This is a genomic window from Ottowia beijingensis (genome assembly GCF_042680925.1).
Taxonomy (GTDB): Bacteria; Pseudomonadota; Gammaproteobacteria; order Burkholderiales; family Burkholderiaceae_C; genus Ottowia; species Ottowia beijingensis.
In genome coordinates this window covers 439,660-465,304 of sequence record NZ_JBHUEP010000005.1, presented here as the reverse complement: position 1 = coordinate 465,304, position 25,645 = coordinate 439,660, and the positions used below count along the sequence as shown (strand labels likewise).

Below are 25,645 nucleotides of genomic sequence, written 5' to 3'. Positions count from 1 at the left end.
ATAGGGGGGGTATGCACCCCCCTTGATGCCGACGTCGCCCCGCCCGGCGCCCGTCTACACCAGCACGCGCTCGATGCCGCCCGCGTTGGCCCGGTCCACGTACTCGCGCATCCAGTTCTCGCCCAGGATGCTGCGCGCCATCTCGATGACGATGTAGTCGGCCTCCAGCAGGCCGTTGCTCAGATCGTCCTGATAGCGGCTCAGGCCCTGCAGGCAGCTGGGGCAGCTGGTGAGGATCTTCACGTTCTGCTGCTCGCCCACCGCGCCCGAGGCGCGCAGTTCGGCCTCGCCCTTGCGGATTTCCTCTTCCTTGCGGAAGCGCACCTGGGTCGACACATCGGGCCGCGTCACGCCCAGCGTGCCGCTTTCGCCGCAGCAGCGGTTGCTCTTCAGCACCTGGTCGCCCAGCAGCGCCTTCACGGTCTTGGTCGAATCCTGCAGCTTCATCGGGTTGTGGCAGGGCTCGTGGTACAGGTAGGCGCCGCGGTCGGCCTCGGGCAGGGTGATGCCTTTTTCGAGCAGGTATTCGTGGATGTCGATGATCCGGCTGCCCGGGAAGATGCTCTCGAAATCGTAGCCCGCAATCTGGTCGTAGCAGGTGCCGCAGCTCACCACCACCGTCTTGATGTCGAGGTAGTTGAGCGTCGTCGCCACGCGGTGGAACAGCACGCGGTTGTCGGTGATCATCTTCTCGGCCGTGTCGAACTGGCCGCTGCCACGCTGCGGATAGCCGCAGCACACGTAGCCCGGCGGCAGCACGGTCTGCACGCCTGCATGCCACAGCATGGCCTGCGTGGCCAGGCCGACCTGGCTGAACAGGCGCTCGGAGCCGCAGCCGGGGAAGTAGAACACCGCCTCGCTGTCGACCGTGGTGGCCTTGGGGTTGCGGATCACCGGCACGTAGGCGCGGTCCTCGATGTCGAGCAGCGCGCGCGCCGTCTTGGTCGGCAGGCCGCCCGGCAGCTTCTTGTTGACGAAGTGGATCACCTCTTCGCGCAGCGGCGGCTTGCCCACGGTGGCGGGTGGGTGCTTCGTCTGGTGGCGGCCGGCCACCTTGAACAGGTCCACCGCTGCGCGCTGCGCCGTGAAGGCGGCGGTCAGCCCCAGCTTGGTGGCGTTGATGACCGCCGGCTCGGTGGCGTTGAGGAAGAACATGCTGGCCGCCTTGCCGGGGCGGAAGCTCTGCTTGCCCATCTTGCGCAGCAGGTTGCGCATGTTCATGGTCACGTCGCCGAAGTCGATGTTGACCGGGCACGGCGCCAGGCACTTGTGGCACACGGTGCAGTGGTCGGCCACGTCCTCGAACTCCTGCCAGTGCTTCAGGCTCACGCCGCGGCGCGTCTGCTCCTCGTACAGGAAGGCCTCGACCAGCAGCGAGGTGGCCAGGATCTTGTTGCGCGGGCTGTACAGCAGGTTGGCGCGCGGCACGTGTGTGCTGCAGTCGGGCTTGCACTTGCCGCAGCGCAGGCAGTCCTTGATCGAATCGGCAATGGCGCCGATGTCGCTCTGCTGCATGATGATCGACTCGTGCCCCATCAGCCCGAAGCTGGGCGTGTAGGCGTTGCTCAGATCCGAGCGCAGGCGGCGCCCAGGGTGCGCGGGCAGCTCCTTGTTTCGCAGCAGCTTTCCGCGGTTGAAGCGCCCTTCGGGGTCGACGCGCTGCTTGTAGTCGGCGAACGGGGCAATCTCCTCGTCGGTCAGGTATTCGAGCTTGGTGATGCCGATGCCGTGCTCGCCGCTGATGACGCCATCCAGGCTGCGCGCCAGCACCATCACGCGGTCCACCGCCTCGTGCGCGGTCTGCAGCATCTGGTAGTTGTCGCTGTGCACGGGGATGTTGGTGTGCACGTTGCCGTCGCCGGCGTGCATGTGCAGGGCGATCCACACGCGGCCTTTCAGCACGCGCTGCTGCACCTCGCCCAGCGCCTTCATCAGCGGCTCGAAGCCGCTGCCGGTGAAGATGTCGGCCAGCGGCTCGCGGATCTGCGTCTTCCAGCTGGCGCGCAGGCTGTGGTCCTGCAGCTGCGGGAACAGCGTGTCGATGTCGCGCAACCAGCCCTGCCACAACGTGCGTACTTCGCGGATCACGTCCAGCGCCAGCGGCACCTTGTCGCCCAGCAGCTCGGGCGAGCCCAGCACCGAGCCGTCCGGCGCCTGCGCCAGCGGCAGGTTGCCGCGCGCCAGGAAGGCCTCCAGCTCGTCGGCGGTCTCGATCTTGTTGCGCAGCGACAGCTCGATGTTGATGCGCTCGATGCCATCGGTGTATTCGGCCATGCGCGGCAGCGGAATCACCACGTCCTCGTTGATCTTGAAGGCGTTGGTGTGGCGGCTGATGGCTGCCGTGCGCTTGCGGTCGGCCCAGAACTTCTTGCGCGCGCCGGCGTCGACGGCGATGAAGCCCTCGCCGCTGCGGCTGTTGGCGATGCGCACCACCTCGCTGGTGGCGCGCGCCACGGCGTCGGGGTCGTCGCCGGCGATGTCGCCGATCAGCACCATCTTGGGCAGGCCGCCGCGTTTGCTCTTGGTGCTGTAGCCCACGGCGCGCAGGTAGCGGTCGTCCAGGTGCTCCAGCCCGGCCAGCAGCGTGCCGCTGCGCGCTGCTTCAGCGAACATGAAGTCCTTGATCTCGACGATGCTGGGCACCGCGTCCTTGGCGTGGCCGAAGAACTCCAGGCACACGGTGCGCGTGTGCTCGGGCATGCGGTGCAGCACCCAGCGCGCGCTGGTGATCAGGCCGTCGCAGCCCTCCTTCTGCACGCCCGGCAGGCCGGCCAGGAACTTGTCGGTCACGTCCTTGCCCAGGCCGGCCTTGCGGAAGGTGGCGCCGGGAATGTCGAGGCGTTCGCGGCGCAGTTCCCTCTTGCCGCTGGCGTCGAAGTACTTCAGCTCGAAGCTGGCCAGCTCGGCGTCGTGGATCTTGCCCAGGTTGTGGCCGATGCGGGTGACTTCCAGCCACTCGGCATCCGGCGTCACCATGCGCCAGCTCACCAGGTTGTCCAGCGCGGTGCCCCACAGCACGGCCTTCTTGCCGCCGGCGTTCATGGCGATGTTGCCGCCGATGCAGCTGGCCTCGGCACTGGTCGGGTCGCAGGCGAACACCAGGCCCGCGGCCTCGGCCGCGTCGGCCACGCGCTGGGTCACCACGCCGGCCTCGGTGTGGATGGTGGGCACCTCGCCGTCCACGCCGGGGATGGGCATGCGCTCCACCTGGCCCAGGGTGATCAGCTTCTCGGTGTTGATGACGGCCGTCTTCCAGTCCAGCGGAATGGCGCCGCCGGTGTAGCCGGTGCCGCCGCCGCGCGGGATGATGGTCAGGCCCAGCTCGATGCAGCCCTTGACCAGGCCGGCCATCTCTTCCTCGGTGTCGGGCGTCAGCACCACCAGCGGAAACTCGACGCGCCAGTCGGTGGCGTCGGTCACGTGGCTGACGCGGCTCAGGCCGTCGAACTTGATGTTGTCCTTGTGCGTGTGCCTGCCCAGTGCCTTGGCGGTGCGGCGGCGCAGCTCGGCCACTTTGCCGAACGAGCGGTCGAAGGCCTCGACCACGCGGCGCGCGGCCACCAGCAGCTCGGCCACCATGGCGTCACGCCCGGCGTCGTCGTCAGGGGTGCGGCGCTTCTCGACCTCGGCCAGGCGGTGGTTCAGCGCCTCCACCAGCATGCGCTGGCGGCGCGGATTGTCCAGCAGGTCGTCCTGCAGATACGGGTTGCGGCGCACCACCCAGATGTCGCCCAGCACCTCGTACAGCATGCGCGCCGAGCGGCCGGTGTGGCGCTCGCCGCGCAGCTGGTTCAGGATGTCCCAGGCGCGCTCGCCCATCAGCCGCAGCACGATCTCGCGGTCGGAGAAGCTGGTGTAGTTGTAGGGAATCTCGCGCAGGCGCGGTGCCGTGTCGGCACTGGCCATGAGTTGATTGAGCGTGGCGGGAGCGTTCATGCGGGCATCCGTGACGAATCCGGGGGGATTGCGGCCCAGCTCGGAATGGGCGATGGCACAGGCTGTCCGGCTGGCCCGCGATTTTACTGCGCTGCAGCATTCTGGCTGCTGGCGCGGCAAAGCACGCACGCCCAACCCGGTCATGCCGCCGCCCGGCCTGCTGCCGCCTGCACGGCCTCGCGCCGGCCAACGGGTAATCCCTGAGCCCGCCCGGTCGTCAAAGCCGTGGCGCGCACGCAAAATGACGGAAACATGACATTGCGGTGTCACACTCGCCCGCCAAGCTGCGTGCTGCACTTTTTTTTCAAACCCAGAGGGAACCCCATGACCATCCGACGTTTTGCCCTGGCCGCCACCTCCGTGGCCGCGTTCACCGCCCTGCCCGCCCACGCCCAGACCGAAATCCAGTGGTGGCACTCCATGGGCGGCGCCCTGGGCGAATGGGTGAACGACCTGGCCAAGGAGTTCAACGCCAGCCAGAGCGCGTACAAGGTCACGCCCACCTTCAAGGGCAGCTACGACGAGTCGATGACCGCCGCCATCGCCGCCTTCCGCGCCGGCAACGCGCCGCACATCCTGCAGGTGTTCGAAGTGGGCACCGCCACCATGATGGCCAGCAAGGGCGCCATCAAGCCCGTGGGCGAGGTGATGAAGCAGGCCGGCGTGCCGTTCGATCCCAAGGCCTACGTGCCCGCCGTGGCCGGCTACTACACCGCGCCCAACGGCCAGATGCTGAGCTTCCCGTTCAACAGTTCCACGCCGGTATTCCACTACAACAAGGACGCCTTCAAGGCCGCCGGCCTCGACCCCGAGAAGCCGCCAACCACCTGGCCCGAAGTGGCCAGCGCCGCCGCCAAGCTGAAGGCCAGCGGCCACAAGTGCCCGTTCACCACCAGCTGGATCAGCTGGACGCAGCTGGAGAGCTTCAGCGCCTGGCACAACGTGCTGTTCTCGACGCTGAACAACGGCTTCGGCGGCACCGGCACGCGCCTGGCCATCAACACGCCGCTGCACGTGCGCCACATCGAGAACCTGGGCAACATGGCCAAGCAGGGCCTGTTCGTCTACAAGGGGCGCGGCAACGCGGCCGATGCCACCTTCGTGTCGGGCGAATGCGCCATGACCACCGGCTCGTCGGCGCTGTACGGCAACGTCACGCGCAACGGCAAGTTCGCCTACGGCATCGGCACCCTGCCCTACTACCCCGACGTGCCGGGCGCACCGCAGAACACCGTCATCGGCGGCGCCAGCCTGTGGGCCATGGCCGGCAAGAAGCCGGATGAATACAAGGGCATCGGCCAGTTCTTCGCCTTCCTGAGCCAGCCCGAGGTGGCGGCCAAGAGCCACCAGCGCACCGGCTACCTGCCGGTCACCCTGAAGTCGTTCGAGCTGACCGACCAGTCGGGCTTCTACAAGAAGAACCCCGGCACGGATGTGAGCGTGACGCAGATGATCCGCAAGACCACCGACAAGTCGCGCGGCGTGCGCCTGGGCAACTTCGTGCAGATCCGCACCATCGTCGACGAGGAGCTGGAAGGCGTGTGGGGCGGCAAGAAGAGCGCCAAGGAAGCCCTCGACGCCGCCGTCAAGCGCGGCAACGAGCAGTTGGAGCGCTTCCAGAAAGCCAACCGCGGCTGACCGGCGCCCTGCAAGACAGTGCGGTCCGCGCCCACCCGGCGGGCGGGGCCGCTGAGCTTCTCGATGCAGGAGCGGCGTAAGCCGCGAAGGGCGCTCCTCTGGGCCAGCACTGCCTTCGCGGCTTCCGCCGCTCCTACAAAGATAGCTGCCTGCGCATACCAGACGGCAATTTCAAGCACAATTTGCTTGAAAACCTTATGAACACTGCGCAAGCCGCTATCATTTTTCAGAAGATCGCCTACCCACCCGCTGCGCAAGGCCCGCCGCCCCCATAATCGCCCGCCATGGAAAAGCGCGTCCGCTTCAAGTCTGCCTGGCTGCCGTGGCTGCTGGTGGCGCCGCAGTTGGCCATCGTCATCGTGTTCTTCTTCTGGCCGGCGGGGCAGGCCATCTACCAGAGCTTTCTGCGCGAGGACGCCTTCGGCACCAGCACCGAGTTCGTCGGGCTGGAGAACTTCACGCAGCTGTTCAACGACCCCTCCTACCTCGCCTCGTTCAAGACCACGCTGATCTTCTCGGTGCTGGTGGCGGTGCTGGGGCTGAGCATTTCGCTGGTGCTGGCGGTGATGGCCGACCGCGTCATCAAGGGTGCCACCGGCTACAAGACCCTGCTGATCTGGCCCTACGCCGTGGCGCCCGCCGTGGCCGGCGTGCTGTGGCTGTTCATGTTCGCGCCCTCCATCGGCGTGGTGGCCTGGGGCCTGCGGCAGATCGGCTTCAACTGGAACCACCTGCTGGACGGCACGCACGCCATGGCGCTGATCGTGATGGCGGCGGTGTGGAAGCAGATTTCGTACAACTTCCTGTTCTTCCTGGCCGGCCTGCAGTCGGTGCCCAGGAGCCTGATCGAGGCCGCCGCCATCGACGGCGCCGGGCCGTGGCGCCGCTTCTGGAGCGTGCAGTTCCCGCTGCTGTCGCCCACCACCTTCTTCCTGCTGGTGATGAACGTCATCTACGCCTTCTTCGACACCTTCGGCATCGTCGACGCGGCCACGCACGGCGGGCCGGGCAAGGACACGGCCATCCTGGTCTACAAGGTCTACTTCGACGGCTTCAAGGGGCTGGACCTGGGCGGCTCAGCCGCGCAGTCGGTGGTGCTGATGGCCATCGTCATCCTGCTGACGGTGGTGCAGTTCCGCTACATCGAAAGAAGGGTGCAGTACCAATGAGGCTCCAGCGCACAGCCCGGTCTGGCCCCCTCTCCCGCCCGCGGGAGAGGGCTGGGGTGAGGGCCGGCTGTCCTCGGCGCGCCGTCGCCGTGTTGAGTCGAGGCCATCCGGAGCCCGCCCGTGATTGAAAACCGCCCCGGCACCACCTTCATCGCCCATGCCGTGCTGCTGCTCGGGGTGCTGGCGGTGGGCTTTCCGGTCTACCTGGCCTTCATCGCCTCCACGCAGACCTCGGCCGAGATCGTGCAGAACGTGCCCATGTCGATGCTGCCCGGCCAGCACATGATCGACACCTACCGGCTGGCCCTGTTCGGCGGCGAGACCAGCTACGGCAGCCGCATTCCGCCGGCCGGGCGCATGCTGTGGGTGAGCTTCGTCACCGCCATGGTCATCGCCGTCGGCAAGATCGCCATCTCCATGCTGTCGGCCTTTGCGGTGGTGTACTTCCGCTTCCCCTTCCGTGGCCTGGTGTTCTGGATGATCTTCATCACCCTGATGCTGCCGGTGGAAGTGCGCATCCTGCCCACCTACAAGGTGGTGGCCGACCTGAACCTGCTGAACACCTACACCGGCCTCACGCTGCCGCTCATCGCCTCGGCCACCGCCACCTTCCTGTTCCGCCAGTTCTTCCTGACGGTGCCCGACGAGCTGGCCGAGGCCGCCCGCATCGACGGTGCCGGCCCGCTGCGCTTCTTCAAGGATGTGCTGCTGCCGCTGTCCAAGACCAGCATGGCGGCGTTGTTCGTGATCCAGTTCATCTACGGCTGGAACCAGTACCTGTGGCCGCTGCTGATGACCACCAGCGAGGACATGTACCCGGTGGTGATGGGCATCAAGCGCATGTTCGCCGGTGGCGACGCGGCCAACGAGTGGAACGTCATCATGGCCACCGCCATCCTGGCCATGATCCCGCCGGCGCTGGTGGTGGTGCTGATGCAGAAGTGGTTCGTCAAGGGCTTGGTGGACACCGAGAAATGAACATCCTCAACAGCCGGATGCAGAGAACGCTGAAACTTCGCAGAGGACGCAGAAGAAACCGTTCTGAATGTCTTTTTTGCGTCGTCTGCGAATCCTTTGCGTCCTCTGCGTCCGGTATTTGACTTCCCATGGCCTCCATCGAATTCAACAACGTCATCAAGCGCTACGGCACCGGCCCCAAGGCCAACCAGGTCATCCACGGCGTGAGCGCCGAGGTGAAGGACGGCGAGTTCGTCGTCATCGTCGGCCCCTCGGGCTGCGGCAAATCCACGCTGCTGCGCATGGTGGCGGGGCTGGAGGAGATCACCGAGGGCACCATCAGCATCGGCGGCCGCGTGGTGAACAACCTGGAGCCGGCCGAGCGCGACATCGCCATGGTGTTCCAGAACTACGCGCTCTACCCGCACATGAGCGTGTTCGACAACATGGCCTACGGCCTGAAGATCAAGAAGGTGCCGCCCGACGAGATCAGGGCGCGGGTGGACAAGGCGGCCAAGATTCTGGAGCTGGGCAGCTTTCTGCAGCGCAAGCCGCGCGAACTGTCGGGCGGGCAGCGCCAGCGCGTAGCCATGGGCCGCGCCATCGTGCGCCAGCCGCAGGTGTTTCTGTTCGACGAGCCACTGTCCAACCTCGACGCCAAGCTGCGCGCCCAGACCCGGCTGGAGATCGAGAAGCTGCACCGCGAACTGGGCATTACCAGCCTGTTCGTCACCCACGACCAAGTGGAGGCCATGACGCTGGCGCAGCGCATGATGGTGATGAACGCCGGCCGCATGGAGCAGTTCGGCACGCCCGAAGAGGTGTACCACCGCCCCGCCACCACCTTCGTCGCCAGCTTCATCGGCGCGCCGCCGATGAACCTGCTGAGCGGCGTGGAAGGCGTGCGCGACGGTGTGACCCTGGGCATCCGCCCCGAGCACCTGCGCGTGGTCGATTCGGGCGGCTGGCCACTGGCCGTGGAAACGGTGGAAATGCTGGGCGCCGAGCGCCTGGTGTACGGCCGCCTGGGCGGCGCGCAGGGGCCGTGGACGATTCTGCGCATGAACGAGATCGAGGCACCGCCCGCCCCTGGCCAGACGCTGCACGTGCTGCCGCTGGAAGACCGCGTGCACGGCTTCGACGCCGAAACCGGCGTGCGGCTGGAAGCCTGAATTACTCACCTATTGATAGCTGTCTGTGCTTATTGGAAGGGCGCTGGAGGCCAATTTGACCCATAAACCAGACATGCTCCCGCCCTGGCCCTACCCCTTCTGGATCGCGCACCGCGGCGCCGGCAAGCTGGCGCCCGAGAACACGCTGGCCGCCTTCCGCCTGGGCGCGCAGCATGGCTACCGCATGGCCGAATGCGACGCCAAGCTGTCGGCCGACGGCGTGGTGTTTCTGCTGCACGACAGCACGCTGGAGCGCACCACCAGCAGCCACGGGACGGCCGGTGACCTGCCCTGGTCGGCCCTGGCGCAGCTGGATGCCGGCGGCTGGCACTCGCGCGCCTACGCCGGCGAGCCGATCCCGACGCTGCAGAACCTGGCCCGCTGGTGCCTGGCCAACCGCTGCCTGCTCGACATCGAGATCAAGCCCACCCCGGGCGTGGAAGAGCAAACCGGCCGCGCCGTGGCCGAACTGGCCGCGCGCCTGTGGCAGGGCGCACCGGTGCCGCCGCTGCTCACCTCGTTCCGGCCTGAGTCACTGTTCGGCGCGCTGGCCGTGGCGCCGCACCTGCCGCGCGGCCTGCTGCTGGACACACTGTGGGACGGCTGGGCCGACATCGCCACGCGCCTGCAATGCGCCGCCATCGTCTGCAACCACGCGCTGTGGGACGCGGCCCTGGTCGCCCGCGTGCACAGCATGGGCCTGCGCGCCCTGAGCTACACCGTGAACGACGAATGGGCGGCCGAGCGCCTGATTGCGCTGGGCACCGACGGCATCGTGACCGACCGGGTCGATCTGTTCAGCCCAGCCTGAGCACCTGACCCAGCCGCACCGGGCCCTTCAGCCGCGCGCCGGCCGCCAGGCTTCGGCCGCCGCGCTGGCCAGCACCAGCGCACCGTAGGTCAGCATCCGCCCGTCCTGCCCCAGCAGCGCCAGGCCCAGCATCAGCACCGCCAGGCATACTGCAAAATTAATAGCTATCCGCGCCCGCCAGTTGGGCGCTGCAGCCCTTTTTCGATCCAGAACATGCGACAACCCCACCACCACCGGCGCCACGAACAGCGCGGGTGCCACGAAGCCCGCCAGATGCCAGATGAAGTCGATCAGGTCCATGTTCTTGATGCCAGTCAAGTTCGCGAGACGTCACAAACCGCGAATTGCGTACAAATTTTATAATCCGAGAGATGGCTGTCTGGGCTTTGGGTCTGAACCACCACACCGCGCCGCTGGATCTGCGCGGCCGTTTCGCGTTCGCGATCGACCAGATCGCGCCGGCGCTGCACGGCCTGCGCCAGTCGCACCTGCGGCACCCCGAGGCGGCGATCCTCTCCACCTGCAACCGCACCGAGGTGTACTGCGCGTCCGACAACGTGCAGATCGACCACACCCTGGGCTGGCTGGCCAAGGCCGGCGACGTATCGCCCGCCGCCCTGCACGAACATACCTATGTGCTGCAGAACGACCAGGCCGCGCGCCACGCCTTCCGCGTCGCCAGCGGGCTCGACAGCATGGTGCTGGGCGAGGCGCAGATCCTGGGCCAGATGAAGAACGCCGTGCGCGCCGCCGAGGACGCCGGCGCGCTGGGCACCACGCTCAACCAGCTGTTCCAGCGCAGCTTCGCCGTCGCCAAGGAGGTGCGCACCTCCACCGACATCGGCGCCCACTCCATCAGCATGGCCGCCGCCGCCGTGCGCCTGGCCGGCAACCTGTTCGAGGACCTGCGCCAGATCAAGGTGCTGTTCGTCGGCGCCGGCGAGATGATCGAGCTGGCCGCCACCCACTTCGCCGCGCGCCAGCCGCAGGCCATCGCCATCGCCAACCGCACGCTGGAGCGGGGCGAAAAGCTGGCCACCCGCTTCAGTGCCGAGGTGATGCGCCTGGCCGACCTGCCCGAGCGCCTGCACGAATTCGACGCCGTCGTCAGCTGCACCGCCAGCACCCTGCCCATCATCGGCCTGGGCGCCGTCGAGCGGGCGCTGAAAAAGCGTCGCCACCGCCCCATCTTCATGGTCGACCTGGCCGTGCCGCGCGACATCGAACCCGAGGTGAAGGCCCTGGGCGACGTCTACCTCTACACCGTCGACGACCTCGCCCAGGTGGTGCAGACCGGCCAGGCCAACCGCCAGGCCGCCGTGGCCCAGGCCGAGGCCATCATCGACGCCGGCGTGCAGAGCTTCATGCACTGGATCGACCAGCGCGACCCGGCAGGCGGCGTGGTGCCCCTGATCCAGCAGCTCAACGCCCAGGCCGACGAATGGCGCGCCCTTGAACTCGCCCGCGCCCGCAAGCGCCTGGCCAAGGGCGACGACATCGAGGCCGTGCTCGAAGCCCTGTCGCGCGGGCTGACGCAGAAGATGCTGCACGGCGCCATGGCCGAACTGCGCGCCGCCGACCCGGCGCACCGGGATCAGGCGACGCAGGCCGTGGAGCGGTTGTTTCTTCGCTCTGCCTCCGGCTCATCCAGCGCCAGGCTGTCGGGCAAACCCGACCGCTGATCCGGCATTTTTTCCCGTTCGTCCGATAGACGTTCCAATAGAGCGTGGCTTGCCTACTATGAGGCAATGCAACCCAAGTGTTCTCGCTCACAACATGGCTGGCCATCGGCGTTACACCACCGGCAGGATCGTGGGTTCTCCTTAATCGAAGCCTTGGTCGCCATCACGGTGCTGGCTGTCTTGGCCAGCTTGGCAGCACCCAGCTTTACCAGTTTGATTGAGCGCTGGCGCGCGCGCGACGCAGCGGAGGCTTTGGTTTCCACCGTTTACTTAGCCCGAGCGGAAGCCATGCGTCGTGGAGGTGGCATCGTGGTCAAGAAAACATCGAATACCTCTGACTGCGCTCTGGCCGGCACCAAGCAAAGTTGGGGCTGTGGCTGGGTGGTCTTTCATGACCTCAACAACGACAAGAACCCAGACGCCAATGAAGTGATTCGCACTTACAGCGGCGCAGCGCGCACCAACGTCATGCACAACAGCGGCGGCGAGTATTTCACCGTGGATCGAAACGGTGTCATCGGTAGCCTGAACGCCAAAGGGTTCAACATCACGCCCGTGAGCGGCGGTATCAGTTCGCCCGCTGCACGCGGCGTCTGTGTCAGTTCCGGGGGGCGCGTCAAAGTCATTGAGGATCCACCGTGCCAGTAAATCCCCTCCACCCGAAACGTATGAGCACAGGCAGCACTCGTCACAGCCAGAGCGGCATCACGCTCATTGAATCCCTTGTGGCGCTGGTTGTTACCGCTGTGGCGCTGTTCGGGCTCCTCGGCATACAGATGCGCACATTGGTGGACACGCAGGCCGGCGCGCGCCGCGCCCAAGCTATCCGGTTGATCGAGGATCTCGGCGAGCGCATGCAGAACAACCCGAACGCGTTGGGCAACCTGGCGGCCTACACCGGCACACCTGCTTCCGCAGCGGTCGATTGCGGCACTGCCCCTTGCACACCGGCTGAACTGGCGGAATACGACATCTGGCAATGGCGTCAGAACGTGATATCCAATTTACCCGGAGGCAGTGCCCAGGTTTTCGTTCCAAGTGGCGGTGCCCGCCAGTTGGGGGTACTGATCGGCTGGCGAGAAGGTGAATACAACCTCGATGGTCAGGAACGCACAGTGGCCGAAACCACCCAACTCAAATCTGTATTCACCGTAACCGGCACCGACAGCGCTGGTGGAGAGGTCAAATGTCCCGATGGTCTGCTCTGTCATCTGCAGTACCTACAGCCTCTGCAGCGTTGCACGCCATGGAGCGTAGGGGGTGGTGCGTTGTATTGCCCCAATTGATGCGGAACTGACCAGCCTTGGAGTTGCCTCAAATGGCCTATCTAAATTCCTCCGTCCGTCGCCAGAAAGGCGTGACGCTGATCGAACTGATGGTCGGCATTGCACTGGGGTTGATGGTGGTTGCGGTTGCCACAGTCGCGCTGATGTCGTCCCGCAGCGTCAGCGGAACCATCTCCGACGCATCGACCATGCAGCAGCAGGCCTCGTACGCTTTCAGTGTGATTGGCCGCCAGGTTCGTCAAGCGGGGAGCGTTGAACTCAACCTCAATCCGAACCTGTCTTTTTACAGTGGTGACGGCACTTTTGCAGCGCTGCAGCCGGTGGCATTTGATGCGCCTGACCCCGAAGGCTTGCGTCCTCCTTTCGACCGGAGAGTCAGCACACTTTCCGGAACCACGGGACCCGCGTTCACCGTCGGTTACCAAAACTACGCCGAAAAGATCAAACCCGAGGGCAGCTTAGTGACCGAATCGCAGCTACGTGACTGCCTCGGACAAAACCCAGGCAAGTCCAGCCCAGCCACCACGCCCGTGATCTCGAGCCGGTTTTCATTGAACGACAACGGCGAGTTGGTTTGCACTGGCTCTGGTGGCGGTGGCACTCAAGCCATCATTGACGGCGTGACTGACTGGCAGGTTCGCTATGCCGTGCAACCCCATGGCACCACCACCATGCAGTACCTGACGAACCCTGACGACATCACCAACTGGAACAGCGTTTATGCCGTTGAGGTTTGCCTGGAGCTCACCAGCAAGGAAGCCATCGGCGGCCTTAGCGGCGCCACGTACAAGAACTGCAATAGCGAAGACGCCAGCTACGACAACCGCCTCAAGATGGTTTTCCGCAGCACCTACCAATTGCGCAGCCAGGGACTGGCGGGGTAAGTGACATGATGACTCTGTTTTCTTTGCCAGGACGGCCCGAGAACCGTACTCGCAGCATCCCCTTATCGCTATCGCTGGCTAGGCGACAGAAGGGCGTGGCTCTGTATGTCGTTATCGTCCTAGTGCTGCTCTCCATGTTGCTGGCGCTGTGGGCGTCGCGCAGCGCTTTGTTCGGTGAAGTTGTAGTCGGCAACGACGCCGACTATCGGCGCACTTTCGAAGCTGCGCAGGCCATGCTGCAAGACGCCGAGTTCGATATTCGTGGCGTACAGCCCGACGGCTCGATTTGCGTCAATGATCCCGCCAAAGAGGATGTATGTCGCCGCGCCACGGCTGTCTTCTTCGATATCGAGACGAAAGATCTTGAACAGACACTTTCGGAGATTCAGGACAGGAGCCCGACACTCAAGTGCTACAAGGGCATTTGCCAGAAGCGGGCAGACCCTCAGGATTTCTGGAACGACTCGGCCACCTTGACGGCCATGAAGGATGACAACGTGGCGGCCCATTACGGTCAGTTTACGGGCGCAGATGCTGCGGCTACCGCCAACCCCATTTTGAGCGGCACGGCGGGAAACCGACGCGCTTGGTACTGGGTGGAAATCCTGCCCTATGTAGACCCCAATGTCTCCCTGTTAGCCGGCATGCCGCCCGGCTCCAACGTGGAGCGTTTCGCACCCAGTCGGAAAAAACCATGGGTTTATCGCATCACCGCCATCGCTCAAGGCAATCGCCCCACGACGACAGTGGTTCTGCAGTCCACTTTGTCATTGCAGGCTGTTGAATAAGCAAGATCGGTCTAAGGAAAGACCCACATAGTCTGTAGATACCTAGGGATGATCGCTATGAAAAAATCTATCCTGCCAAGAAAAAGAGTGATTGCGGCAGTAGTTGCCACGATCGGTTTGCCGCTTCCATTGCTTGGTGCCCCTCTGGATTTGGCGCAATATCCTGCTGGCTCCGCCTATAGAATGCCCGCCCCGAACGTCATTCTCAGCGTGGACAACTCGGGGAGCATGAACAACTTGGACGGCACCGGCAAGAAGCGAATTCAGTGGCTCAAGGAAGGGCTTCAGAACACACTGATCAACCAGTCGACCTACGACAACAGGTTTCGCTTGGCTTGGCAGTCATTCACTTGCGACAATATTCCGTCGAACAGCGGTGGCTGTCAGAATAAAAACGCCTTGAATATTTTCTCTGGCACGCACAAGGCCAATTTCAGCACCTGGGTTGCAGGCTTGGTAGAAGGCGGCTGGACCCCGTCTCACAAGATGGTTTGGAACGCCGGCGAATACCTCAAGAAAACGGGCGCCGATAATCCTTGGAATACGGTCCCAGGAACGGCAGACGATAATCCTCTGACTTGCCGCAAGGCTTACCACATTTTCCTCTCGGACGGTGGCTGGAACCGATACAGGGAAGACATTGCGCCCGCTTTCAACGCCTTCGGCTTCCAGGCGAAGATGGCAAGTGACTCGGCGGAGCGCATCTCCGACGCTGATCGCACGAACGTCACGTTTCCAGACGGCAAGTCGTACTCGACCACTGACCCGCAGACTCAGGTGTATCAGGGTGCTGGGGGGGGTGGTACCGCCACGACGACATACAACGTTACCACGAATCCTAACGACGGAAGCCCGTGCAACGCTTGGAATCGCTCAGGGCAATGTACTCGCTGGGCAGTGACTCGCCATTTTGCTTATCCCACCTTGTCGGACATGGCGTTTCATTACTGGTCGACCGACCTTCAGCCCAGCATTGCCAACGAAATCATTCCTGATGTTATTCAATCCGGTGACGAGACTTTTGTATCGACGACAGGATCGCAGACGCTTGAAGAGTACTGGAACCCAAAGAACAACCCTGCCACTTGGCAGCATATGAAGCACTACACCATTGGCTATGGAAAAACAGCCAGCCAGTGGACCAACAGTGGCACCAACCCGCTGTTCACGGGCGGCATGTACGGGTCGGGGCTGACAGACGTGGTCACCGGGGGGAAATTTTGGACAGACACAACGCTGTCCCTTTCTGAAACCTATTATGATCGCTACCGTCCTGAAGAACTCTGGCACATGGCCATAAACAGCCGTGGAGAGTTTTTCCCTGTGACCGGTGGTGATCTGACACCCGTTTTCGAGCGAATTTTTGGCGCGATCATCGCCGACACCAGCCAACCTGTGACCAGTTTCACCTCGGCTTCGGGCTCGATCAGTCGCGTAGGCACGTCGGCCTACCAAGCAAGCTATGTGGCAGCCGATGACCAGAACTCTCTGGCCAATCGATGGTACGGTTACGTCGCGTCCAATTCCATTTCGACCAGCGGAACCGTCTCCCCGAACACCGCATGGGGCACGACCGGTGCGGGCCAAGGGTTAACCACTGCCGATAAATTGGATGCTATTCCAACCTCGAGCATTCCTGATCGTTTGGTGCTTTCATTCAACGACGAAACGCGCACCGGCATTTCCTTTGAATGGTTGACTGCGTCGTCACCCCTCAGCGATGCCCAGAAGACCTTGCTCAAGGGAACGGACACCGATGCCGTCGGACGAGACCGCGTTAACTTCATCCGCGGTGACCGCAGCAAGGAACAAGATCAAACGGGAGGAACCTTCCGGACCCGCAAGTCTCGGCAGGGGGATATCGTCAACTCTGCGGTCTGGTACATCGGTCAACCCGCCAGTGCCTACTCGTTTGGTGGCTATACCGCCTTCACCGCAGCTCAGCGCAAGCGCACGCCGATGCTGTATGTTGGCGGCAATGATGGCATGCTGCACGGATTCTCCGCCACCGATGGCACCGAGAAGATTGCCTACGTTCCTCAGGGCGTCATCAAAAATCTTCCCGCCTTGACGCGGCCTAACTACGATCATCAATATTATGTTGATGGCTCGCCCTTTACCGGCGACCTGAAACTCGGCTCTGGTAATACGGCCGCCGACTGGGCAACTTATCTGGTGGGCACGTTGGGTGCGGGTGGCAAGGGTTTCTTCGTGCTGGATGTGACCAATCCAGGCGCCAGTGATGGTTCGACGCCCTCGGATTTTGTGAAAACCAAGGCTGGCAGTCTGGTGGTGATGGACAAGACAGCGTTCAATGCCGACCCATCCGACCCCGATTGGCCCGAGAAGTGGAAAGACATTGGACACATCTTTGGCGGCCCCGTGGTTGCTGAAAACAATACTCAGCGGGCGCTTCAGATTACACGTACAAACGACAACCGTTGGGCCGTTGTTCTGGGTAATGGCTACAACAGCGTGAATGAGCGACCCGTACTCCTGATCCAGTACCTGGATGGCGACAAGTCGCTGAAAATCATCCCGGCTGTACCCACCGACCATGCCGAGGCGAAATCCAACGGACTCTCGACTCCACAGTTCCTTGACGTCAACGGCGACGGCATTCCCGACTTTGTCTACGCTGGTGATCTGCGGGGCAACATGTGGAAGTTCGACATCGCCAGCAACGACCCTGCGCAATGGAAGGTCGCTTTTGGCGGAAAGGAGTTGTTTCGCGCCACTTACACATCGCCGAGCGGCGGCATCAGCCGGCAGCCCATCACAACCCCACCCGTGTTCCGTCCGAACCGCGAAGTGGGCGGCCTGATGGTGGCCTTCGGAACGGGTCGAAACCTCACCGAAGGCGACCGGACTGACGTTTCTAGGCAAAGCCTCTACTCCGTTCTTGACAATACCCGCTATGAAGTGGAAACGGCGGCGGGCGCCTCACGAGGCAAAGTCAAGGTCAAGGACAGCAATCCAACACCGGCCACGGTGACCCGTGCACAACTGCAATCACAGTCCGTGGATGAAGGTTCACAGCGCGCAGGTGGCGGGATCAGTTCTGGCCGCACGTTCTGGAAACTGGAGGCGACCAGGGTGAAATATGACTGCCCTGAGGACGCCACAGACTGCACCGAGAAGAAAGGCTGGTACATGGATCTGCCCGAAGTCGGTGAACGATCACTGGCATCCATCGATTTTTATGATGGCGGCAACCTGCTTGAAATCATTACAGAGGTTCCCGCATCGGGCAGCGCGACCGCAGACAGTGAAGAGGTGTGCACGCCTTCGCCCCGTTCCGTCAAGAACTTCCGGACGTTGCTGAACATCACGACCGGTCTGCCGGCGGGTGCACCCTTGATGAATGTGGACGGCAATACGACCACGGATGCGAACGGCGTCACCACGGGGGTTTACAACAGCATCGATGCTGGCTATGCCCGCATGACAGCTTCGCCCAAAGAGCTTCGAGTAGGTTCAAAGTTCGAGCAAAGAAGAGCTGGCAGCGATGGCGTTGCCGACAATCTCGCCAAGCTGCCCGAACTGCTGCTGCGCCCCAACTGGCGCCAGTTGAGATAACGCCGCACTAAAGTGCATTGGAGCCACCATGAATGGAAGCCCTTTTTTGACGAAGCGCCAGCGCGGCTTCACACTGATTGAGTTGATGATCACCGTCGCCGTGATCGGCATCTTGGCCGCCATCGCGTATCCCAGTTATGCTGAGTACGTTCGACGTGGTCACCGCGCCGAGGCACGTGCCGGGATGTTGCAGGCAGCGCAGTGGATGGAGCGGGCGGCCACGGCTACTGGCACCTATCCTCTAACGGCCAACTTTCCTGACAGCCTGAAGAAAGTTCCGGCCGATCGCTACGACATTTCATTGACTTCAGACGGCACCACGTACACCCTCACCGGAACTCCAAAGAATTCACAGGCCGGTGACAAATGCGGCAACTACACGCTGACGAACGCGGGAGTCCGAGGGGTATCTGGGACAGCAACTGTGCAGGATTGCTGGGGCAAATAAGAACGCAGCCACGTATATCTTTCAAGCTGAAAAAGCTGGCCGCCTATGGATGGCCAGCTTTTTTCTTGCGCGACAATCCTCGCCCTGATGATGCGAGATTCACTGCGCCACCAACTCCAGCGCCACACTGATCGCCTGGGCGAGCTGGATTTTCTGCTGACCCAGCCCGATGTTATGGCCGACATGGGGCAGTTCATGAAGCTGTCGCGCGAGCACACCGAGGTGGCCGCGGTGGCAGGGCGCTGGGCGCGCTTTCAGCAGCGCGAGAAAGACCTGGCCGCGGCCAACGAGTTGCTTGACGACCCGGACATGGCCGACATGGCGCGCGAGGAGATTGCCGCCGCCGAAGCCGAACTGACCGAGCTGGAGGCCGAGCTGCAGCGCATGCTGCTGCCCAAGGACCCCGATGACGCGCGCAACGCCTTCCTCGAGATCCGCGCGGGCACGGGCGGTGATGAGTCGGCCCTGTTCGCGGGTGACCTGGCGCGCATGTACACGCGTTACGCGCAAGGCGAAGGCTGGCGCGTGGAGGTGATGAGCGAGTCGCCGGCGGAGCTGGGCGGCTACAAGGAGGTGGTGCTGCGCATCGAGGGCGACGGCGCCTATGGCCGGCTGCGTTTTGAGTCGGGCGGGCACCGCGTGCAGCGCGTGCCGGTGACGGAGACGCAGGGCCGCATCCACACCAGTGCCGCCACCGTGGCGGTGATGCCCGAGCCGGATGCGGCCGAGGCGATCACGCTAAACCCGGCCGATCTGCGCATCGACACCTTCCGCGCATCCGGCGCGGGCGGGCAGCACATCAACAAGACCGATTCGGCCGTGCGCGTGGTGCACCTGCCCACGGGCATGGTGGCCGAATGCCAGGACGGCCGCAGCCAGCACGCCAACAAGGCCAAGGCGCTGCAGGTGCTGCAGGCGCGCCTGCAGGAGAAGGAGCGCAGCGAGCGCGCCGCCAAGGAGGCCGCCACGCGCAAGGGCCTGATCGGCAGCGGCGACCGCAGCGACCGCATCCGCACCTACAACTTCCCGCAGGGGCGGCTGACCGACCACCGCATCAACCTGACGCTGTACAAGGTGGCAATGGTGATGGAAGGCGACCTGGCCGATGTACTGGATGCGCTGCAGGCTGCGCGCGAGGCCGAGCAGGTTGCCGAGCTGGAGGTCAACGCCTGAGCCGTTCCGGCGTTGGAAAGCCGTGGGTGGCTGCGCCGCCGCGCCAGGCCGCATACCATGGGCCATTACGCTGGCACGGCACCTTGGGTGAACGCGCTGCTTGGCGCCGAAGCGCTGCCACGCAACCCTTCATGCATCACATACTCCACTGCATGAAACCCGCAAGCGCCCGTGAATAAAGCGCAAACAACCGATACTCCCCTTGATTTGATTCCGGCTCCGACATCCCTATCCTCCACCCTGCGTGCCGAAGACCTGCCTCATTCCAATTCCAGATCGAAGCTGCCATAGCTCGTCATTCCGGCGCAAGCCGCGATCCAGACGCCGTGGGCGGAGCAACATGAATCCGGCCTTCGCCGGGATGACGGCGATTGACGCATTGAACTGGAACTGGAATCAGGACGCCACAACCACATTCACACAGCAAAGGACCGACACCATGCCCCTGAACGCCACCTCCTCGCACCGCCCTGCCCTGCTGCTGGCAGGCGCGGCGGCCTTGTCGCTGCTGGCCGGCTGCGGCACCGGCGGCACGCCCTGGGGCGCCACGCCCACGCGCATCGAGATTCCTGTGCCGGATTTGCGCAAGGCGCCCGAGGTGTGGGATGGCGCCTCCGGCTCCACCGCCGGCGCGCAACGCGTGGCCGACCGGGTGCGCGCCGCGCTGGCGGCACAGCCCGCGCTGGCCGGCAGCAATCTGGGCGTCGACACCTACGAAGGCGGCGTGGTGATTTTGAGCGGGCAACTGGCCAACCCGGCCGACCGCGCCCTGGCCGTGCAGACCGCGCGCAGCGTGGCCGGCGTGCGCGACGTGGTGGATCGGATGAGCGCGCCGTGATGTTCGTGGGCGTTGCGCCATGCTGACACTGTAGGAGCGGCCTTGGCCGCGATGGCGGCGCGTCGAAGAATGAGACGCCCTATCGCGGGCAAGCCCGCTCCCACAAGCGCCCCATGAAGGTTGCTTGTCAGGATGACTCCTATGCTTCCCGCAAGCAAAATAGGCCTCCAGCGCCCGTCCCTACAGCGCAAGCAGCTTCCTTTTCAATAGCAATCAGTGACCACCCTGTCCAACGCCCTGCGCCACTGGCAAGCACGCGGCCTGCCCCGGCTGGAGGCGCAGATGCTGCTGCTGCACGTGCTGGAGCAGCCCACGCACGCCCGCGCCTGGCTGCTGGCGCACGACACCGATGCGATGCCCGCCGAAGCCGACGCACGCCTGCAGGCGCTGGCCACGCGCCGGCTGGCGGGCGAGCCGCTGGCCTATCTGACGGGTGAGAAGGCCTTCCACGGCCTCACGCTGCGCGTCGATGCCCGCGTGCTCGACCCGCGCGACGATACCGAGACGCTGGTCGACTGGGCGCTGGCCCTGCTGCCCGCCGATGCACCGCGCCGCGTGCTCGACCTGGGCACGGGCAGCGGCGCCATCGCGCTGGCCATCGCGCAGCAGCGGCCGCTGGCGCAGGTGGTGGCGGTGGACGCCAGCGCCGACGCGCTCGCCGTGGCGCGCGCCAATGCCGAGCGGCTGGGCCTGCGCGTCGACATGCGCCTGGGCGACTGGCTGACGCCAGTGGCGGGCGAACGCCTTGACCTGATCGTCAGCAACCCGCCCTACATTGCCGACACCGACCCGCACCTGCCCGCGCTGGCACACGAGCCGCGCCAGGCCTTGGTCAGCGGCGCCGATGGGCTGGACGACATCCGCCGCATCGTGGCGCAGGCGCCTGCGCACCTGGCGCCCGGCGGCTGGCTGCTGCTGGAGCACGGCTGGGATCAGGCTGGCGCGGTGCGCGCGCTGCTCAGTGCCGCGGGGTTCGCGCAGGTGCAGTCGCGGCGCGACCTGGCGGGCATCGAGCGCGGCTCAGGCGGGCAGTACCCAGACCGCCGCGCTCAATCCAGCGAAAAGCTGTCGAACTGAATCGCCGCCCCGCCAAACGCGCTCTGACGCGCCAGCCGGGCCGCCAGCACCGACGGCCACAGCAGGTTCAGCGCCCCCTGGATCTGATCCGCCGGGGGCACGGTCTGCGGCGTATCGTCCAGCCCCAGCAGCAAGGGCTGGCCATCGTCCTGCACGGGTTGCCAGGCCGGCTCATCCCCCGCCACGGCGCGCGGCGCACGGGCAGCCAGTGCATGCAGCACCATGAACGCGCTGGCGCTGGTGGACGCAGCGCCCGCGCGGCGCAAAGGCTTGGCCTGCAGCGGGTGGCCCAGGCGGCGCCAGCCGGCGGCACTCAGCTCCGCCCCCTGCACAAAGCCGGCGGCCCAGGTGTGCCACGCTTCGTCCGTCACCGCACCGCCCTCTTCCGTACCCAGTGCTTGCGCCAAGGCCGGCGCCGGCAGCGGCATGGCCATGCCCGCCTGCGCGTTGGCCAGGGGCGCGTTCAGGCTGTTGTACAGCCGCATGATGGCATCCATGTCGGCGTTGATCGCCTTGAGCTGAGCGGCTTGGGTCTTGGGCAGTGCGTTGGTGCGCCAGTCCAGCACGCCCGGCAGCCAGCGCCCGGGCATGACGAGATCGGGCGCCCAGGCCAAGGCGGCCAGAAAACCGTGCAGGCGCGGCCAGTCGCTGTGGCGGCGCAGGTGCTGGCGCGCGCTCTCGGGCAGGGCCAGGTCGTCGGCACCGGTGCCGCCCGCCAGCAGGTTCGACATGCCAGCAGCGCCCTTCGGTGCGGCGCGCTTCCTGGTGGCGGCGCGGGTCTTGCGCGCGGGCTTGACGGGCAGGGCCAGGCTGCGCGCCCAGGCCAGCGCCCCGGTGCGCACCCAGTCGGCGCGGGCTTCGACGCGGTAATCGTAGGCCGCGAGGGAGCCGCCCACGCGCATGCCAGGGCCTTGTTCGGCTTCAGGCACGTCCAGCATGTCGGGCCACAGCGCCTGCATGAACGCGGGGTACTCGGCATGGGCCTGCGCCAGCACGGCGGCGGCTTCGTCGGGGCGGCCCAGCACGTACAAGGCCAGCGCGCGACGGTGCTGCGCGGGTGGCCAGTCGTTGGGGTATTGGTCGAGCAGGGCCAGCGCATCGGCGGCGCGGCCTTGCGCGATATAGGCATCGGTCACTTGCGCGCGCCAGCCGTGGTTGTCCACGGGGTTCAGCGCCAGGCCCCATTCAGCCAGCGCCAGCACGTCACGCTGGCAGGCATGGCCGAGGTCGATGATTTGCGCCAGCAGACGCAGCAGCGGCTGGGTGCCCGCGTGCGCCCACTCGGCACCCAGGCGCGCCTGCCGCGCGCTGGCGGCATCGGGCACGGTGTGCCACAGCGCATGCAGCAGGCGCAGCGCGTGCTCGGCCAGGCGCCAGGCGGCTTGCAGATCGGCGGCGGATTCGTCCATCAGCACGCGCTCCTGCGCGGCCAGCAGCAAGTCGTCCAGCACCTGCACGCTCATCCAGCCTTCGGGGCTCAGGCGCAGGAATTCGGCAGCCCAGAAGGCGTCTTCGATCAGCGCTTCGGCATCGCCCAGCAGCTGGGTCGACATGGGCTTATCGACCGGAAAACGCCGCTGCCAGCGCCGCTCCAGCGCCGCCAGCGCCCGGGCGGGGCGCACGCGCAGCCAGCGCATGCCGGCGGTCAGCGCCTTGACGGCATCTACTGACGGCTTGGCGGACCGGCGGGCCGTGCCCTGGGTTTCGATGCGGTAGGCGGCGCGGACGGCGTCGGCATCCAGCGTGTCGGGCACCTGGGCGCACAGCGCCAGCCAGTCGCGCGTGCTTTCTGCGTCGAAGCCACCGGCATCTTCGGCCATGTGCTCGTACGCAGCCTGCAGGCCGTGCTCGGCCAGGTCCTGCAGCACCAGCGCCAGTTCATCGAACCCGCCACGGCGCGCCTTGGCGGCCAGCAGCGGACCGCGCAACCGCGCTTCGTCGGCCCGGCCCTCGGCCAGCAGGGTGACCAGTTCCAGGTGCCAGAGTTGCGGGTCATCAGGCGCGGCGCGCTGCGCCTGCTTGAACACCGCCCACGCACCACGGTAGTCGCCCTGATCGGCCAGCATGCTCACCTCGCGGCCCAGCGCGGCAACGGCCAGCGCCTTGTCGCGGCTCTGGCCGATGCGCCGCGCCAGGGCCAGGCGGCGCGTCTGCTGGCCCAGCGCTTGCAGGGCATCCATCAGGATGTCGAAGGCGGGCTCATGGCGCTCGTCCAGGCCCTCGGCCTGCTCGAACAGCGGCGCCAGCACGCGCTCGACCTGTTCGGGGCGGCCCTGCTCCATCCAGAACATGGCCGCCTGCGCCAGCGCGTGCGGCGGCAGCGTGCGCAGGTTGCCCAGATCCAGCGCCTGCGGCGGTGCGTGCTGAATAGCCAGCGCCATCAGCATCTCGGGCTCGATCGGCAGCGGCAGATCGGCCCAGGCGGCGCAGCAGTGCTTGTATTTGCGGCCCGATCCGCAGTAGCACGGGTCGTTGCGCTCCAGCTTGGGCAACCCGCGCGGGCGCCAGCGGTTTTGCGGCAGCGGCACGGCGGCCCACAACGCGCGTGCCATGGCCCGGGCACCCAGCGGGTCGGTGCGGGGGGCCACGGTAGCCAGCGGGCCATCGGGGCTGGCAAACCAGTCGCTGAACGCGGCCAGTGATTCGCCCTGCAGCAGGCGGCTGACCATGGTCTCCAGCAACTTGCCGGAGTCTGGGCGCGGGTTCTCGAAAGTGCTCATGCTCCATCCTGCGTGGCGGGGGTTGCATCCTGGGACGATGGGCCATCCGCCAGCGCCGGATAGCGCAGCGGCAGCAACGACGCCAACCCGAACTCGCCCAGCAATGCCCGCGGCCGCTCGCCGGCGCGGCGCTTCTTGTGGCCGGTGTAGCGGGCAATGATCAGCTCGTTCTTCAGGCTGTGTTCCCAGCCGACCAGCTCGGTCACCGTCACGCTGTAGCCCTGCGATTCGAGGTACAGGCAGCGCAGCACGTTGGTCAGCTGGCTGCCCATTTCGCGCGTGTGCAGCGGGTGGCGCCACAGCTCGGCCAGCGGCGTGCGCGACAGTTGCAGCGCCTTCGACTGCCGCAGGTTGGCGGCCAGCTCGGCCTGGCAGCAGGGGACCAGCACCATGGCCTGCGCTTTTTTGACCAGGCCAAAGGCAATGGCGTCGTCGGTCGCCGTGTCGCAGGCGTGCAGGGCGGTGACGATGTCGAAGCGCTCGGGCAGCGCGCTGTCGTGCGCGGCATCGGCGGCGGCGATGTTCAAGAAGCGCATGCGCTCGAAGCCCAGCCGCCCGGCTAGGGCACGCGAACGCTCCACCAGTTCGGGCCGCGTCTCGATGCCGTGCACCACGCCGCTGCCCTGCCCCTTCAGCAGCAGGTCGTACAGGATGAAGCCCAGGTACGACTTGCCGGCGCCGTGGTCGGCCAGCGTCAGTTCGCCGGCATGCGGCGTGATTTCGGCGACGATTTTCTCGATGAACTGCACCAGGTGCTCGACCTGCTTGAGCTTGCGGCGCGAATCCTGGTTCAGTCGGCCATCGCGGGTGAGGATGTGCAGTTCCTTCAGCAGTTCGACCGACTGGCCGGGGCGCAGTTCGGCAAGCACGGGGTTCCCAGCACCTTTTCCGGCGCCGGCGCTTGCTGGATGGGCGCCAGGCGCTTTTGTTTTTGAAGCGCTCGAGGAGAGGCTGCGTGAGGCGTGGCGCTTGTTCATGCGGCATTCTCGCTTGCGCGACAGGGCTCGGCATGGCCGCAGGCACCGCAGCGGCGACCGGTGAGCGGCGGCGGCGCAGGGACCAGTGTGAGCATGAGCACCGTCCAGGCCAGCAACGCCAAGAGTGCGCCCTGGGCACGCACAGGCCGCCAATCGCGGGCGGCGCAGCGTGGGCAAAGGTCGGCAGGCAGCGCCAGTTGTTCCTCCAGGGCCTCCTCGAACACGCCCTGCTGCCAGTCCGCGAGCACGGCGCGGGCCTGGTCCGCCTGGATCGAAGGCACCTGAATCTGAACTTCGCCGTAGGCCAGCGATTTCGACCATGCGAGCGCAATCATGTGCTCGCTGAAAAGCGTCGCCGCGATGCCTTCGCTGACCAGCAGACCGCGCACGGTGTGCGCCGTCAGCAGGTTGAGTTCGCGGTGCACGGTGATCAGCATGTCGGGCCGACGGTGCGCGGTGGCATGCCAGAGAATTTGAAGAATGACGGGCTGCTGCGCTTATGAATCGGGC

At 65.4% G+C, this 25,645-nt stretch carries 20 protein-coding genes; 15 read left to right on the top strand and 5 right to left on the bottom strand.

All coding sequences use genetic code 11. The features are described from left to right. Positions 1-54: 54 nt before the first annotated feature. Positions 55-3,936, bottom strand: a complete 3,882-nt coding sequence (locus ACFSCU_RS05545; RefSeq protein WP_180550861.1) for a DUF3683 domain-containing protein — start codon at positions 3,934-3,936, stop codon at positions 55-57. Between the two features lie 324 nt (positions 3,937-4,260). On the opposite strand from ACFSCU_RS05545, the gene ugpB reads away from it, so the two are divergent. From ugpB to ugpQ, 5 genes are all read left to right on the top strand, one after another. Then, positions 4,261-5,574 (top strand): sn-glycerol-3-phosphate ABC transporter substrate-binding protein UgpB, encoded by a 1,314-nt coding sequence (gene ugpB, locus ACFSCU_RS05540; protein ID WP_180550860.1) that lies wholly within the window; start codon positions 4,261-4,263, stop codon positions 5,572-5,574. Positions 5,575-5,858: 284 nt separating this feature from the next. Then, positions 5,859-6,743 carry a sn-glycerol-3-phosphate ABC transporter permease UgpA gene (gene ugpA / locus ACFSCU_RS05535; RefSeq protein ID WP_180550859.1) on the top strand — a complete coding sequence of 295 codons (885 nt, stop codon included), beginning with the start codon at positions 5,859-5,861 and terminating at the stop codon, positions 6,741-6,743. Between the two features lie 120 nt (positions 6,744-6,863). Further along, a complete protein-coding gene (gene ugpE / locus ACFSCU_RS05530) occupies positions 6,864-7,721 on the top strand; it encodes a sn-glycerol-3-phosphate ABC transporter permease UgpE (protein ID WP_180550858.1) in 858 nt (285 codons plus the stop codon). A 128-nt stretch (positions 7,722-7,849) separates the two neighbouring features. After that, a complete protein-coding gene (ugpC, locus tag ACFSCU_RS05525; protein ID WP_180550857.1) occupies positions 7,850-8,872 on the top strand; it encodes a sn-glycerol-3-phosphate ABC transporter ATP-binding protein UgpC in 1,023 nt (340 codons plus the stop codon). 73 nt (positions 8,873-8,945) lie between these two features. After that, the gene (ugpQ, locus tag ACFSCU_RS05520) at positions 8,946-9,683 is read left to right on the top strand and encodes a glycerophosphodiester phosphodiesterase (protein ID WP_180550856.1); all 738 of its coding nucleotides are present in this window, start codon (positions 8,946-8,948) and stop codon (positions 9,681-9,683) included. A 27-nt stretch (positions 9,684-9,710) separates the two neighbouring features. On the opposite strand, the gene ACFSCU_RS05515 is transcribed toward ugpQ, so the two are convergent. Beyond that, positions 9,711-9,983 (bottom strand): hypothetical protein, encoded by a 273-nt coding sequence (locus ACFSCU_RS05515; protein ID WP_180550855.1) that lies wholly within the window; start codon positions 9,981-9,983, stop codon positions 9,711-9,713. A 71-nt stretch (positions 9,984-10,054) separates the two neighbouring features. Here ACFSCU_RS05515 and hemA point away from each other — a divergent pair, with 71 nt between their 5' ends. The 10 genes from hemA (at position 10,055) to prmC (ending at position 21,438) form a co-directional block, all read left to right on the top strand. Beyond that, positions 10,055-11,365, top strand: coding sequence for a glutamyl-tRNA reductase (hemA, locus tag ACFSCU_RS05510; protein WP_180550854.1), 1,311 nt, complete (start codon positions 10,055-10,057; stop codon positions 11,363-11,365). 66 nt (positions 11,366-11,431) lie between these two features. Continuing rightward, the gene (locus ACFSCU_RS05505; protein WP_377560123.1) at positions 11,432-12,013 is read left to right on the top strand and encodes a GspH/FimT family pseudopilin; all 582 of its coding nucleotides are present in this window, start codon (positions 11,432-11,434) and stop codon (positions 12,011-12,013) included. Further along, the gene (gene pilV, locus ACFSCU_RS05500; RefSeq protein WP_377560121.1) at positions 12,004-12,651 is read left to right on the top strand and encodes a type IV pilus modification protein PilV; all 648 of its coding nucleotides are present in this window, start codon (positions 12,004-12,006) and stop codon (positions 12,649-12,651) included. Before ACFSCU_RS05505 ends, pilV begins: the two co-directional genes overlap by 10 nt. A gap of 32 nt (positions 12,652-12,683) precedes the next feature. Beyond that, the gene (locus ACFSCU_RS05495) at positions 12,684-13,535 is read left to right on the top strand and encodes a PilW family protein (protein ID WP_377560119.1); all 852 of its coding nucleotides are present in this window, start codon (positions 12,684-12,686) and stop codon (positions 13,533-13,535) included. 5 nt (positions 13,536-13,540) lie between these two features. Continuing rightward, the gene (locus tag ACFSCU_RS05490) at positions 13,541-14,323 is read left to right on the top strand and encodes a pilus assembly PilX family protein (protein WP_377560118.1); all 783 of its coding nucleotides are present in this window, start codon (positions 13,541-13,543) and stop codon (positions 14,321-14,323) included. Between the two features lie 57 nt (positions 14,324-14,380). Beyond that, on the top strand, positions 14,381-17,902 hold the full coding sequence (locus tag ACFSCU_RS05485) for a pilus assembly protein (protein WP_377560116.1): 3,522 nt from the start codon (positions 14,381-14,383) through the stop codon (positions 17,900-17,902). 28 nt (positions 17,903-17,930) lie between these two features. Then, the gene (locus ACFSCU_RS05480; RefSeq protein ID WP_377560114.1) at positions 17,931-18,350 is read left to right on the top strand and encodes a type IV pilin protein; all 420 of its coding nucleotides are present in this window, start codon (positions 17,931-17,933) and stop codon (positions 18,348-18,350) included. A 90-nt stretch (positions 18,351-18,440) separates the two neighbouring features. Then, positions 18,441-19,523 (top strand): peptide chain release factor 1, encoded by a 1,083-nt coding sequence (gene prfA / locus ACFSCU_RS05475; protein ID WP_180551815.1) that lies wholly within the window; start codon positions 18,441-18,443, stop codon positions 19,521-19,523. Positions 19,524-19,962: 439 nt separating this feature from the next. Then, a complete protein-coding gene (locus tag ACFSCU_RS05470; protein WP_180550847.1) occupies positions 19,963-20,361 on the top strand; it encodes a BON domain-containing protein in 399 nt (132 codons plus the stop codon). A 216-nt stretch (positions 20,362-20,577) separates the two neighbouring features. Then, positions 20,578-21,438, top strand: coding sequence for a peptide chain release factor N(5)-glutamine methyltransferase (gene prmC / locus ACFSCU_RS05465; RefSeq protein ID WP_180550846.1), 861 nt, complete (start codon positions 20,578-20,580; stop codon positions 21,436-21,438). On the opposite strand, the gene ACFSCU_RS05460 is transcribed toward prmC, so the two are convergent. Genes ACFSCU_RS05460 through ACFSCU_RS05450 form a run of 3 tightly spaced genes read right to left on the bottom strand, consistent with a single transcriptional unit; the run spans position 21,411 to position 25,572 of the window. After that, positions 21,411-24,158 (bottom strand): UPF0149 family protein, encoded by a 2,748-nt coding sequence (locus tag ACFSCU_RS05460; protein WP_377560110.1) that lies wholly within the window; start codon positions 24,156-24,158, stop codon positions 21,411-21,413. The two genes, prmC and ACFSCU_RS05460, sit on opposite strands and share 28 nt — an antisense overlap. Continuing rightward, positions 24,155-25,135, bottom strand: coding sequence for a class I SAM-dependent methyltransferase (locus tag ACFSCU_RS05455; RefSeq protein ID WP_377560109.1), 981 nt, complete (start codon positions 25,133-25,135; stop codon positions 24,155-24,157). Before ACFSCU_RS05455 ends, ACFSCU_RS05460 begins: the two co-directional genes overlap by 4 nt. Then, positions 25,132-25,572, bottom strand: a complete 441-nt coding sequence (locus tag ACFSCU_RS05450) for a putative signal transducing protein (protein ID WP_180550844.1) — start codon at positions 25,570-25,572, stop codon at positions 25,132-25,134. Before ACFSCU_RS05450 ends, ACFSCU_RS05455 begins: the two co-directional genes overlap by 4 nt. Positions 25,573-25,645 lie beyond the last annotated feature (73 nt).